Source organism: Phaeobacter sp. B1627, assembly GCF_006265095.1.
Classification (GTDB): domain Bacteria; phylum Pseudomonadota; class Alphaproteobacteria; order Rhodobacterales; family Rhodobacteraceae; genus Epibacterium.
The window spans coordinates 1-13,590 of the sequence record NZ_VCNK01000024.1 but is presented as its reverse complement, the minus strand read 5'-3'; the positions used below and the strand labels follow the sequence as shown (position 1 = coordinate 13,590).

The window sequence follows — 13,590 nt, the reverse complement described above, 5'->3', positions numbered from 1 at the left end:
TACATCATCAGACCTGAAGAGGGGAAAGTGCAGGTTTCTGTTGCCAGGTACCTGCGAACCCCGCCTTACGCTGCTAGGCACAAGGACTTAAGTTCGGTTCGACTCGAACTGCTTACGCAGCCAGAGCAACCGGAGCACGATTGTCGTTTGCAATTGTACTGTTTGGGCCGGTACGGTGGCACCCCGCCGAAACAAAGCTAACCCTTTTAGACGTCCGTCGATCCTATTTCGGCCCCTTGATCCCCAAACGAAGGATTTTTGGTGGAGCCGTCGGGTACCGCCCCCGAGTCCGATCCGTTTATTATGAGCGCGTTTATGTTCATAGTTCCCAGGGGAACACAGATAATATAGGGCGGCTTGCGGCGAAGTTAAAGAGGCAAATGATGCCCAAGGGGCAGCCTCCGGCGGAGGTATTTGGAAAAAGATGAAACCGCTCAGCGTTTGGCGGCGCGGCGGGCAAAGACATCCGCCGCCAGTTTGCGCGTCTCCTCCTCCAGCGCAGTCAGGCCTGCGACCGCCGCCGCACCGTCACAGGCCTCGACCGCATCGGCAATCTGGCTGTGCAGGACCAGGATGCTCTGGCGATCCCGGGCGGTGAAGGTGATCATGTTCATCAGGGGCTGCATCGCCTCTACGGCGCCCGCGAGCTGATAGCTCAGAACCGGATTATGCGCACCGTCCACCAGCGCACGGTGAAACGCCACGTCAGAGGCGCAGAAGGCCTCGTCGGTCAATCCGGGCTGCCCCTGGCGGAAGATCTCGGCGCGCATGGTTGCCAGCTGGTCGGCGCTGCGGCGCGTGGCAGACAGCGGCGCGCAGGCCCGTTCCAGCGCATATCGCGCCTCGCAGGCGGTGTCGAAGCTGACGGCATTCATGCTCAGCAACAGGGTCGAGGTGGTGACCTGCTGGCAATAGGCGTCCTCAAAACTCAGCCGGTTCACAAAGGCCCCCCCCGTGGCCCCCCGCTGCGTACGGATCAGCGACTGGGCCGCCAGCCGTTTCAATGCTTCGCGCACGGTCGGCCGGGACACCTGAAACTGTTCGGCCAGCTCCGCCTCGGAGGGCAGGCGCTCGTCGACGATCAGATGGCCTGTGACAATGGCGTCACGGATCGCCGAGGCAATCTGGGCGGACAGGTCGGCCGGGCTGTTGGGGTCGATCTTCATGGCGTCGGGTCCTTGTGGCATGGCGCGGGGGGCAGACCGCTTGCGAACAATCATTTGTCAGACATTTAAAAGTCTGACATTTGATTCACAACAGAATTCGACTCGCACCGATACCCGAGAGGCCATGGGGCTTGCCATGCTGAAAGCGCGCCTGACAGAGAGTTTTCGCCAGATGACCGGCCTTCATTGGCTGCTGTTGTTTGCGGGCATCCTGTCGGCTTGGGCTGCGCTTTTTGCGATGTCGGTGCCTGCGGATCTGCGGGCTGCCGGGGTGACCTATGGCGGCGACTTCTGGCTGCAGCTCTGCACGATGACGCCGGATGCTGCGGGCGGCGCGAAAATGGTGCTGATGTGGGCCCTGATGTCGGCGGCTATGATGGCGCCGACGGCCCTGCCTGCGTTTGCGACCTATGACGACCTCGGCCAATCGGCCCCGGGTACTCGGTTTGGCGACCTGGTGCTGGGCTATCTCGCGGTCTGGGTCGGGTTCTCGCTGCTGGCGGCGGCGGCTCAGATGGCATTGCTGCGCGCGGAGCTGATCAGCGTTTTTGGCGACAGCCGGTCGGGGCTGCTGTCGGGCGGGCTGCTGCTGCTGGCCGGGGGCTACCAATTCGCGCCCCTGAAAGAGGCCTGCCTCAGCAAATGTCGCCGCCCGTTGGTCTTTTTCATGCAGCATTGGGACGAGGGCCCCCTGCGCAACGGGCTGCGGCTTGGCGCCGTGTGCCTGGGATGTTGCTGGGCGTTGATGCTGCTGGCGTTTGTGGGCGGGGTGATGAACCTGGCGTTCATGGGGCTCGCGACGCTGTTCATGGTTTTGGAAAAACTGCCCGAGATCGGGCGCTGGCTGACCCGCCCGATGGGCGCAGTCCTGCTGGCATCCGGTCTCGGGGTCATCGTGACAACTGTCTAAAGGGAGGAAACAGAAATGACGAGCGATCGACTGGAAACCGCAGAGCGCATCGACAACCGCCATCCGGGCGCGCCGAAATCGGGGCAGGGGACGGTGCCTTGGGCGATCAAGGGGGAGTTGATCCTGAACTGCAATTGCACCGTGTTCTGCCCCTGTGTCGTCTCCCTCGGGAAACACGCACCGACCGAGGGCTATTGCCAGGCCTGGGCGGGGGTCCGCATCGACGAAGGCCATTATGGAAATGAGGATCTGTCGGGGCTGAATGTCGGCCTGATCCTCGAAATTCCGGGCCTGATGGCGCGTGGCAACTGGAAGGCTGCGGCCTATATCGACGAACGGGCCAGCAATGATGCCTACAACGGTCTGATCGACATCTTCTCCGGCAAGGCGCGCGGCACCACCGGTCTGTTCAAGGTTCTGGTGAGCGAATTCCTCGGGGCCGAGCGCGCACCGGTGATTTTTGAGACCGAAGGCAAGACCCGCCGCCTGATTGTGGGCAAACAGATCCATGGCGAGGTCGTGCCCGTTGGCGGCGCCGACAGCGATCAGGACATCGTGGTCACCAATACCGAATACTGGATGGGGCCGGATATCACGGTTGCCACCGCCACCAAGGGCCGCGTGCGCGCCTTCGGCCGGGTTTGGGACTTTGACGGGCGCTCTGCCGAAATCTGCCAGATCGATTGGAAAGGCCCGCGCTGAGGTGGGCTGACCTGGGACCGGGTGGCGTTTGCCGCGCTGCAGTTGCCGGATCCCCCAAAGGGGGACGGCAGACAGCAAAGGCCGGGCTGCTCATCTGACCACCTGCCATGAAAGGGAACGCCATGGCATTGATCCAACCAAGTATTTCCTTGTCACGACGGCTGCGCCGGACGCCCTTTGCCGATGGTGTCGAAGCTGCAGGAGTCAAGGGCTACACCGTGTATAACCACATGCTGTTGCCGACGGTGTTCGAGAGTGTCGAAGCCGACTATCACCACCTGAAGCGCCATGTTCAGGTCTGGGACGTGGCCTGTGAACGGCAGGTGGAGTTGCGCGGACCGGATGCCGGGCGCCTGATGCAGATGCTGACACCGCGCGATCTGCGCGGCATGACGGCCGGGCAATGCTACTATGTGCCCATCGTCGATGAGACAGGCGGCATGCTGAACGATCCGGTCGCGGTCAAACTGGCCGAGGACCGTTGGTGGATTTCCATTGCCGACAGTGATTTGCTCTATTGGGTGAAAGGCATCGCAAATGGCTGGCGTCTGGACGTGCTGGTGGACGAGCCGGATGTCTCGCCGCTCGCGGTTCAGGGACCAAAGGCCGAGGATCTGATGGCGCGCGTCTTTGGCGAAACCGTGCGGGCGATCCGATTTTTCCGGTTCGGAGTCTATCAGTTCGAAGGCCGTGATCTGGTGGTGGCGCGCTCCGGATATTCCAAGCAGGGTGGGTTTGAGATCTACGTCGAAGGCAGCGATCTGGGCATGCCGCTCTGGACCCGCCTGTTTGAGGCCGGTGCCGATCTGGAGGTTCGGGCCGGCTGTCCGAACCTGATCGAACGTATCGAAAGCGGATTGCTCAGCTACGGCAACGACATGACCGATGACAACACGCCGCACGAATGTGGGCTTGGCCGCTTCTGCAACACCCATACGGCGATCGGCTGCATAGGCCGGGATGCCTTGTTGCGGGTGGCAAAGGAAGGTCCGGTCCAGCAGATCCGGCCAATCGCAATTGACGGGGATCCGGTGCCGGGCTGTGACAGATACTGGCCGGTGCTGGCGCAGGGGCGCCGTGTCGGGCGGGTGTCCTCGGCGGCATGGTCGCCGGATGCACAGACCAATGTCGCCATTGGTATGGTGCTGATGACACATTGGGACCCGGGCACGCGGGTCGAAGTGGAAACACCGGATGGGATGCGCACTGCGACCGTCCGCGATGGGTTTTGGAATTAACGGGAGGAAACAACATGTTCAAAGCACTGGTTATGACGCAGGACAGCGAAACCGGCAAAGCGACGGCCGCGATCGAGGATCTCACCGAGGATCAGTTGCCCGATGCCGAAGTGACGGTTGCGGTCGACTATTCGACCGTGAACTACAAGGACGGCCTCTGTCTCAGCGCCAAGGGCGGCGGTCTGGTCCGCAAATATCCGCATGTTCCGGGGATCGATTTTGCCGGGACCGTCGAAGCATCCGACGATGATCGCTATGCGCCGGGCGACAAGGTTGTCCTGACCGGCTGGCGTGTGGGCGAGGCCCATTGGGGGGGCTATGCGCAGAAGGCCCGTGTCAGGGCGGATTGGCTGGTGCCGCTTCCCGAGGGGGTGACCGGGCGACAGGCGATGGCCGTGGGGACCGCAGGTTTCACCGCGATGCTGGCCGTCATGGCACTGGAGGATCACGGCCTGACACCGGGGACCGGTCCGGTTCTGGTGACCGGCGCCGCAGGCGGGGTCGGCTCGGTCGCGACGGCCATTCTCGGGCATCTCGGATATGAGGTCGCGGCGGTGACCGGCCGACCGGAGACTGCCGACTATCTCAGATCCCTCGGCGCGACGCAGATCGTGGCCCGCGAAGACATCAACGAAACGGTCAAGCGCCCGCTCGAGTCCGAGACATGGGCCGGCTGTATCGATGCGGTCGGCGGCGACATGCTGGCCCGCGTCCTCGGTCAGATGAAATACGGGGCCTCGGTTGCTGCGGTCGGACTGGCCGGCGGCGCGGGGCTGCCTGCGACCGTGATCCCCTTCCTGCTGCGCGGGGTGAACCTGTTGGGCATCGATTCCGTCATGCAGCCCTATGAAAACCGCCTGCGCGCCTGGCAGCGGATCGCGACGGATCTGCCGATGGACAAGCTCGAGGCGATGGTGCAACCGGCGACACTGTCGGATCTGCCGCGCCTTGGCGCCGATATCCTCGCGGGTCAGGTCAAGGGGCGCGTTGTCGTGGACGTGAACGGCTAGATCCCTGCCGCCGCACCGGAATTGACCTCCCTCCCCCCCCGCCGATGCGCGGGGGGGCAGGTTTTTTGATCGATGGCCCTGCAATCTGACCCGCTGACCTCCGATCCCGCCGGGAAGTTCGTTTCCGGGCTTGATCTTGCGCCACGAAGTTGCACTCTCTGTCGCACAGGCCGCAGGGGTGAGGTGAAGGCACATGGATATCGATTTCGTCCGCAAACAGTTTCCGGCATTTCAGGAACCGTCGCTGCAGGGACAGGCGTTTTTTGAAAACGCCGGCGGGTCCTATCCCTGCGGGGCGGTGATTGACCGGCTGTTTCGCTTCTATAGTCGGCACAAGGTCCAGCCCTATGCGCCCTATGCCGCCTCCCGGCAGGCCGGAGCAGAGATGGACGAGGCCCGCAGCCGTCTCGCCGCGATGCTGGGGGTCGCGGATCGGGACGTCAGCTTCGGACCCTCGACGACGCAAAACACCTATGTTCTGGCTCAGGCCTTTCGCCAGTTCCTCAAACCCGGCGAATCCATCGTGGTCACCAATCAGGACCACGAGGCCAATTCCGGTCCCTGGCGCCGACTGTCGGACTCGGGGATTGAGGTACGGGAATGGACGGTCGACCCCGCAACAGGCCATCTGGACCCGGCCGCGCTGGAGTCGCTGCTGGACGAAAGCGTCCGTCTGGTCTGCTTTCCGCATTGCTCCAACGTTGTGGGTGAGATCAATCCGGTGACGGAAATCACCGCGCTGGCCCATGCGGCGGGGGCCTTCGTCTGTGTCGACGGCGTCTCCTACGCGCCCCACGGTCTGCCGAATGTTGGTGGCCTGGGCCCTGATATCTATCTGTTTTCCGCCTACAAGACCTACGGGCCGCATCAGGGGATCATGGTCATCAACCCGAGCCTGGCAGAGCTGCTGCCCAATCAGGGCCATGTGTTCAACGGTGGCGATTTGTCGAAACGCTTCACTCCGGCCGGTCCGGACCATGCTCAGGTCGCGGCCTGCGCGGGCATGGTCGATTACTTCGAAGCGCTGGCGGATCACCACGGCGCAGACCGGATGCGCGGTGCCGAGATGGGGCATTTCGTGCATGATCTGATGCGCCAGCGCGAAATCGGCCTGCTGCAACCCCTGCTGGACGCGGTGAAGGATCGCAACGATCTGCGGCTGCTCGGCCCCTCCACGGCAGAGGATCGCGCCCCGACGGTGGCGCTGGCGCTGGGGCGTCCGGCAGAGCCGGTCGCGGCGCAACTGGCAGAGCTGGGGATCATGGCGGGCGGTGGCGATTTCTATGCTGGGCGGGCGCTCTCTGCCATGGGGATCGATCCCGCCGAGGGTGTGCTGCGGTTGAGTTTCACCCATTATACCTCCGAAGATGAGGTGGCCAAACTGATCGAGGCGCTGGATCGCGTCGTATAGACACTGACGATCAGGAGGGGCCAAACTATGACAGATACTCGACCGGTGATCTGGTGGATACGGCGCGACCTGCGCTTGCGTGACAATCCCGCGCTGCAGGCAGCCCTGGCGGGCGGTCGCCCCGTTCTGCCGCTCTATATCTACGACGAACAGGACCAGGCCCTCGGCGCCGCGCCAAAGTTCCGGCTGGGTCTTGGGCTGGCGCATTTTGCCGACACGCTGGCCGGGCTCGGCAGTCGCCTGATCCTGCGGCGGGGCCGGGCGCTTGATGTGCTGACCGATCTGATCCGGCACAGCGGCGCCGCAGAGGTGATCTGGTCGCGGCTCTATGATCCGGCCGCCGTTGCCCGTGATACGGAAATCAAGAATAGCCTGAAAGCCGCTGATATATCGGTGAAATCCACGGGCGGCAGGCTGCTGTTCGAACCCTGGACGGTCAATACCAAAGCAGGCGGCATGTTCAAGGTCTACACACCGTTCTGGAAGGCGGTGCGGGACCGGGAGGTGGCCGGGTTGACGGATGCCCCTGCCAAGCTGCCGCCCCCCGCTGAATGGCCCGCCAGCGATGCGCTGGCTGATTACGCCATGTCGGCGGCCATGGGGCGCGGCGCAGAGATCGTCGCGCGCCATTGCCGGGTCGGGGAGGACGCCGCGCTAGAGCAGTTGGACCTGTTTCTCGATGAGCGGGTGATGACCTATCAGGCGGACCGCGACTTTCCTGCGCGCGCGGCCACATCGGAGCTGTCGGAAAACCTGGCCTGGGGCGAGATCAGCCCGCACCGGATGTGGCATCTGGGACAGCGGGCGCGCGCGGAAGGCAAGCAGGGCGGCGAACATTTCCTGAAAGAGGTGGTCTGGCGCGAGTTCGCCTATCATCTGATGTTTCACACTCCCGCGATCCTGACCCGAAGCTGGCGCCCGGAATGGGAGGGCTTCGGCTGGCACAGCGCCGGGGATGGGCATAGTGCCGGGGATGGGACCGGGGCGGCGGAGCAACTGTTGCGCTGGCAGCAGGGGCGGACTGGATACGACTTTGTCGATGCCGCCATGCGAGAGCTCTATGTGACCGGGAAAATGCACAACAGGGCGCGGATGATCACTGCAAGTTTCCTGACGAAGCATCTGCTTTTGCACTGGAAACTGGGTATGGAGTGGTTCGCCGACTGTCTGGTGGACTGGGATCCGGCGGCCAATGCGATGGGCTGGCAATGGGTGGCGGGGTGCGGCCCGGACGCTGCGCCGTTCTTCCGCATTTTCAACCCGGAGGGACAGCGGGACAAATTCGACCGCAGCGGTCACTATGTGCGCAGATGGCTGGCCGAAGGGCAATCCGACCCGCCTCGGACAGCGCTCGATTATTTTGCCGCGATTCCCTCCGGGTGGGGGCTGAGCCCCTCCGCGCCGCGCGCAGCCCCGCTGGTCGACCTCAAAGCAGGCCGCGAGCGGGCGTTGCTGGCCTATCAGGCGTATAAGACAGGCGGGTAGCCTGTTGATCCGGCACCAGATTACCCGCCGTGATGAAAATAGGCCGCGCGCTCTGGATTTGTCCGGAGGCTGCGCATACCGTGGCCGCAGACGCATACTCCTCGCAGGACTTTCGGACTGATGAACCCCACTGCTGGCCGCCTCGTGGCGGCGCTTTCCCTCGCGGCGCTGGCCTTCTTCGTGTCGGGGCTGATTATGCCCCTGATGCCGGAGGGAACGGATTTTGGCTATTTCACCCCGATAAACATGGGGTTGGGGGTCCTGGTCGGCTGGACCCTGATGGGGCCCCGGGTCGGACGTGGCTTTGTGCCGGGCATCAACAACGGCCTGACCGGAGTGGCGGTTCTGGTGTTGTGGGCGCTTCTTCTGCAGGGCGCGGTGGAGATGTTCCGCCTGGCCTACCGCCATATTTACAACGGGCCATTTGAAGCGCTCGCCGCGATTTTCACAATTGCTTTGGAGTACTTCTTTATCATCGCCGTGCCCAATGTGCTGGCCACCCTTGCGATTGGCGGCGCCCTGGTGGGCTGGATTACCGAATCTGCGGCAAAGCGCTGGAAATAATCTCGATTGAGAAGGGTCGATTGGTGACGGATGTATTTTTTGGCGGCGCCTTATGCCTGCCCGATGTACTGAACGCGGTCCTGGGGCATGGTCTGCTGCCTGAGCAGCGTATGCCTGCGGTTCTGGCCGATCATGCGCTGGTGATCTGCGACCCTGCCCATCATCCCACTATCGTCCCAAGTGACGGGTCTGAGGTCCATGGCCTGTGCCTGTCCGGCCTGTCGGAGGCGGAGCAGAACGCCATCTGCTACTATGAAACCTGCTTTGGGCGCAGGGCTGTCGCGGCCACCGTCGAAACCGGGACAGGGCGTCGCGAAGTGAAAACCGCCGTCGGGACAGAGCCCTCTCGGATCGCCCATGCCGACCTGGCGGATTGGTCTGCGGAATGGACCGGAGTCGCCACCCGGATGGCCTCGGAACTCATGGCGTATCAAACGCGCAAACCTGCGCAGGACATGACCAAATCGCTGTTTTCCATGCGTCTTCGCGCCAGCGCCTGGCTCTCCGCGCAGCGACGTCATGCGGATCCTGCCCGTGATCTGTCGCGCGATGTGACCATTCAGGCGCATAAACGCGAATACGTGAATTTTTTCGCGATGGAGGAAATGGACCTTCAGTATCGCAAATTCGATGGCAGCATGAGCCAGGTGATCAACCGCGGCGTGGTGTTGGGCGGCGAGGCGGCTGTGGTGCTGCCCTATGACATCCGGCGCGATGCGGTGCTGCTGATCGAACAGTTCCGCGCCGCCGTTTTCATCGCGGGGGAAATCAATCCCTGGCTCTGGGAGCCGCCGGCCGGGCTTCTTGATCCGGGCGAGAGCCCCGAGGCCGCCGCCCGGCGCGAGGCAAAGGAAGAGGCGGGGCTTGAACTGACCCACCTTGAGCCCGTTTCCAGCCTCTACCCCTCCAGCGGCATGTCCGGTGAATATGTGCATATTTTCTGCGGGCTTGCCGACTTTTCCTCTATCGAAGGCGGGGGCGGGGTGCCGAGCGAGGGCGAGGATATCCGCAGTAAAGTCATCTCGTTCCAAGAATTGATGGCGGGCGTGGACAACCGTACCTATCAGGATATGCCTTTGGTAACATCAGCGCTCTGGCTGGCGCGTCATAGGGACCGTCTTCGCGCCGAATTCGCCTGAGGCCTGGCCTGGCGGGAGCCCACCCTTGTGATCGACCGGAACCCCGGCTACATCAAAAGGGAACGAGTGAAAGGGACCCCTATGCGCATTGCACGCGATCTGGCCGACGCCGTTGGCCATACCCCTCTGATCCGGCTGAACAAAGTCAGCGAAGAGACCGGCTGCGAAATCCTTGGCAAGGCGGAGTTCATGAACCCCGGCCAATCCGTGAAAGACCGCGCCGCGCTGTTTATCATCAAGGACGCGATCGCCCGCGGCACGCTCAAGCCCGGCGGGACCATTGTTGAAGGCACGGCCGGCAATACCGGGATCGGCCTTGCTTTGGTGGGCGCGTCGATGGGGTTCAAGACGGTGATTGTGATCCCGGAAACCCAGTCCGAGGAAAAGAAGGACATGTTGCGGCTTGCCGGGGCTCAGCTGGTTCAGGTCCCCGCAGCGCCCTATCGCAACCCCAACAACTACGTCCGCTATTCCGAACGGCTCGCGGCCCAACTGGCAGAGACCGAACCCAACGGCGCCATCTGGGCCAACCAGTTCGACAATGTGGCCAACCGTCAGGCCCATATTGAGACCACGGGGCCGGAAATCTGGGAACAGACCGGTGGCAAGGTTGACGGGTTTGTCTGCGCCGTGGGCTCGGGCGGAACATTGGCGGGCATTGCGGATGTGCTGCAGCCCAAGGGGGTGAAGATCGGCCTCGCCGACCCGCAGGGCGCGGCGCTCTATTCCTTCTACACCACGGGCGAGCTGAAATCCGAAGGTTCCTCCATTACCGAAGGCATCGGCCAGGGCCGGATCACCAAGAACCTCGAAGGGTTCACACCGGATTTCAGCTATCAGATCCCCGACGCGGAGGCGCTGCCGGTGGTATTTGACTTGCTGCACGACGAAGGCCTGGTTCTCGGCGGTTCTTCGGGGATCAATATCGCCGGGGCAGTGCGTCTGGCGCGGGATCTTGGTCCTGGCCACACCATCGTGACCGTGTTGTGTGACTATGGCACCCGCTACCAATCCAAACTGTTCAATCCCGACTTCCTGCGGGACAAGGGGCTGCCGGTGCCGGATTGGATGACCCATTCTCCTGCGTCGATCCCCGGTGTGTTTGAGGACGTCTGACCTTGATGGCCGACTTGAAAATGATGCTCCGGGTCGGCCTTCTGTGTCTGACCTGCCTGTTGCTGCCCCTTGCGGCGCTTGCACAATCGGACCCCGGTGGGACGGACCCCGGTGGGGCGGTTCCGGATGGGGCGGGGCTGTCTGAGGCCCGCGATCTGGCGCAGACCGCAGCTTCGGGCGCATTGGGCGAATATTACGAGGCCTGGCAGCGCGCGGCGGACCGGGCCGAGCGGGTGCTGGACGCCAAAAAGGCCTCCAATGGCGCGCTTGAATCCCTGCGTGTGGACCTGGCTGAATACCGCCAGCAGTTTCTTGATGCGGGCAGTCAGAATTCGGATCGGATCAAGACCCTGCGGGCCCAGCTCGACGCCCTTGGTCCCGTGCCAGAAGACAGCGCGACCGAGCCTGAAAACATCACGCGGCTGCGCGAGGAAATGCAGCGGCAGCTGGCAAATCTGACCGCGCCGCAGGTGCTCGCCGATCTTGGCTACAGCCGGGCACAGGGGTTGATTTCAGAAATCGACAAGCTGATCCGCGAACGGGCGACCCGCAGGCTGTTGGAACGGGTGCCAATGCCCGTCAATCCGGAAAACTGGCCCGGCGCGGTGACCGATGGTGCCAATGTGCTGGCGGCGTTTTGGACCGAAATCAGGAGCCATCTGAACAGCGCCACCACCCGCGAAGCGATCCGTGTCCGTCTGCCGCTGTTGCTGTTGCTCAGCGCGGTTGCCCTTCTGTTGCTGGCGCGCGGGCGCCATTGGGCGCACCTGGTGGGCAACTACCTGCGCGAGTTGGGCGGGCGGGGCACCGGGGTATGGCGCTTCATTGTATCGCTCCTGCAGGTTGTGCTGCCCTATGTCGGCACTTTGCTGTTGGTCCGGGCCATCGACATGTCGGGCATTCTTGGGGTGCGCGGCACCTTGTTGCTGGATTATGTGCCCCTGTGGATCATGTTGCTCTATGCCTCGCGTTGGTTGGGCGAGCGCCTGCAGGTCTATGAAATCACCAATGTTCTGATCCCCTTTGACGCGCGGTCTCAGGGGCAGGTGCGTGTCATCCTCGGATCGCTGGTTGTGGTCCTGGTTCTGCAGCTGGTGCTGGATCGCCTCGACGCGATCGAGAATTTCGACGAGGGGACAATGGCCGTGCTCAGCTGGCCGCTGATCGTGTTGGCTGCGCTGCTTTTGCTGCGTCTCAACCGGATCGGCGCGCGCCTGGGGCAGGCCGAGGCCGAGGACGACAGCACCGATGACGAAGGTGCCATCGCCATCGGGACAAGCCGGGCCATCTCCATCCTGCGCCGGCTGGTGTTCATGCTGGCGATTGCGGCGCCGGTGCTCGGGGCGTTTGGCTATATAAATGCTGCGATCGCAATCATTTACCCGACGATCCTGACCCATGGGCTGATCGCGCTGGTGCTGGTCCTGCAGCGCTTCCTGTCCGACATCTACGGCTACCTGACCCGCGAGGGACAAAAGGCTCAGGATTCGCTTTTTGCGGTGATCACCGGGTTTGTTCTGGCCCTGCTGTCGCTGCCGGTACTGGCACTGATCTGGGGGGCCAGGGTTTCCGATCTGACAGAGCTGTGGTCGCGCTTTCTCGAAGGCTTCAATATCGGTGACACCAAGATCTCTCCCACGATCTTCCTCTCTTTTGTCGTGGTCTTCGCCATTGGCTATCTGCTGACGCGGTTGCTGCAGGGGAGCCTGCGGTCCTCGCTGCTGCCGAAAACAAAGATCGACCCCGGTGGGCAGAATGCCATCGTCTCGGGTGTTGGCTACATCGGGATTTTCCTGGCTGCGCTGGTGGCGGTCTCGGCCGCTGGTCTTGATCTGTCGTCGCTGGCTATTGTCGCCGGCGCCCTGTCGGTGGGCATCGGTTTTGGTCTGCAGACGATCGTGTCGAATTTCGTCTCTGGCATCATCCTGCTGATCGAGCGCCCGATTTCCAAGGGCGACTGGATCGAGGTCGGGGGCATGATGGGCTATGTCCGTGATATCTCCGTCCGCTCCACCCGGATCGAGACCTTCGACCGCACGGACCTGATCGTTCCGAACTCTGACCTGATCTCGGGCACGGTGACCAACTATACCCGGGGCAACACGGTGGGCCGGGTGATCGTGCCGGTCGGCGTGGCCTACGGCACCTCCCCCCGCAAGGTCGAAGAGATCCTCATGGCCGTCGCCAAAGGTCACCCGATGGTGCTGATGAACCCGGCCCCTGCGGTGGTGTTTCAGGGCTTTGGCGCAGACAGTCTCGATTTCGAAATCCGCGCCATTCTGCGGGACGTGAACTGGGTGCTGTCGGTGAAATCCGACATGAACTACGAGATCGCCAAACGGTTTGAGGAACAGGGGATCGAAATCCCCTTCGCGCAGCGCGACATCTGGATCCGCAACCCGGAAGCGATCAAACCCCCATCCTCCGGCGAAGGGCAGGCGCCCCAATCCCCGGCTTCATCTACGGCCGCATCTGCCGTTGCCTCAGCGCCCGTCAGGCCGGATCTCGACGATGTGTCGCAGGAGCCACCCAAGTCCGAGGACTGATCCCTCAGGGGCAAACGCGCTGTGGTATTTCGCCGTCGCATTCCGGCAATGCGGCGGCGTTTGTCATTGCGTATTCCGGGAGTAAAATTTGCCTCCCCTGCCGGTTTGCGCGTCGGATGGGCTCTGATTCAGTGTTTGTTTACAGTTTCTTAGCTTGGGACGAGGTGGGGTCAAAAAAACTGTATTTTTTCTCGGATTGGCACTTGCAATTCCCCGGCGAATACATCAGATATGCGCCTCACGGAGAGGTGGCCGAGTGGTCGAAGGCGCACGCCTGGAAAGTGTGTAGGCGGGAGACCGTCT

General features: G+C 62.8%; 11 protein-coding genes and 1 other RNA gene. 10 read left to right on the top strand and 2 right to left on the bottom strand.

Translation table 11 applies throughout. From position 1 onward, the window contains the following. Positions 1 to 26: 26 nt before the first annotated feature. Positions 27 to 377, bottom strand: a transfer-messenger RNA (tmRNA) gene (gene ssrA, locus FGE21_RS13940). Between the two features lie 57 nt (positions 378 to 434). Continuing rightward, positions 435 to 1,166 carry a FadR/GntR family transcriptional regulator gene (locus FGE21_RS13935; protein WP_139663913.1) on the bottom strand — a complete coding sequence of 244 codons (732 nt, stop codon included), beginning with the start codon at positions 1,164 to 1,166 and terminating at the stop codon, positions 435 to 437. 136 nt (positions 1,167 to 1,302) lie between these two features. Between FGE21_RS13935 and FGE21_RS13930 the strand changes: the two genes are divergently transcribed. From FGE21_RS13930 to FGE21_RS13885, 10 genes are all read left to right on the top strand, one after another. After that, a complete protein-coding gene (locus tag FGE21_RS13930) occupies positions 1,303 to 2,076 on the top strand; it encodes a DUF2182 domain-containing protein (protein WP_139663912.1) in 774 nt (257 codons plus the stop codon). A 15-nt stretch (positions 2,077 to 2,091) separates the two neighbouring features. Continuing rightward, complete coding sequence (locus tag FGE21_RS13925; RefSeq protein WP_255731595.1) at positions 2,092 to 2,778, top strand: DUF1326 domain-containing protein; 687 nt, start codon at positions 2,092 to 2,094, stop codon at positions 2,776 to 2,778. Positions 2,779 to 2,900: 122 nt separating this feature from the next. Then, complete coding sequence (locus FGE21_RS13920) at positions 2,901 to 4,016, top strand: dimethylsulfoniopropionate demethylase (protein WP_139663911.1); 1,116 nt, start codon at positions 2,901 to 2,903, stop codon at positions 4,014 to 4,016. Positions 4,017 to 4,030: 14 nt separating this feature from the next. Then, positions 4,031 to 5,026 carry an acryloyl-CoA reductase gene (gene acuI, locus FGE21_RS13915; RefSeq protein ID WP_139663910.1) on the top strand — a complete coding sequence of 332 codons (996 nt, stop codon included), beginning with the start codon at positions 4,031 to 4,033 and terminating at the stop codon, positions 5,024 to 5,026. A 193-nt stretch (positions 5,027 to 5,219) separates the two neighbouring features. Continuing rightward, positions 5,220 to 6,437: an aminotransferase class V-fold PLP-dependent enzyme gene (locus FGE21_RS13910; RefSeq protein ID WP_139663909.1), complete on the top strand. Its 1,218-nt coding sequence runs from the start codon at positions 5,220 to 5,222 to the stop codon at positions 6,435 to 6,437. A gap of 27 nt (positions 6,438 to 6,464) precedes the next feature. Beyond that, positions 6,465 to 7,922 (top strand): deoxyribodipyrimidine photo-lyase, encoded by a 1,458-nt coding sequence (locus FGE21_RS13905; RefSeq protein WP_139663908.1) that lies wholly within the window; start codon positions 6,465 to 6,467, stop codon positions 7,920 to 7,922. A gap of 120 nt (positions 7,923 to 8,042) precedes the next feature. Next, on the top strand, positions 8,043 to 8,486 hold the full coding sequence (locus tag FGE21_RS13900; protein ID WP_139663907.1) for a TrgA family protein: 444 nt from the start codon (positions 8,043 to 8,045) through the stop codon (positions 8,484 to 8,486). A 23-nt stretch (positions 8,487 to 8,509) separates the two neighbouring features. After that, positions 8,510 to 9,625: an NUDIX domain-containing protein gene (locus FGE21_RS13895; RefSeq protein WP_139663906.1), complete on the top strand. Its 1,116-nt coding sequence runs from the start codon at positions 8,510 to 8,512 to the stop codon at positions 9,623 to 9,625. A gap of 81 nt (positions 9,626 to 9,706) precedes the next feature. After that, entirely contained in the window at positions 9,707 to 10,741 is a 1,035-nt protein-coding gene (locus tag FGE21_RS13890) for a cysteine synthase A (RefSeq protein WP_139663905.1), read from the top strand. A 5-nt stretch (positions 10,742 to 10,746) separates the two neighbouring features. Further along, on the top strand, positions 10,747 to 13,287 hold the full coding sequence (locus FGE21_RS13885; RefSeq protein ID WP_139663904.1) for a DUF3772 domain-containing protein: 2,541 nt from the start codon (positions 10,747 to 10,749) through the stop codon (positions 13,285 to 13,287). Positions 13,288 to 13,590 lie beyond the last annotated feature (303 nt).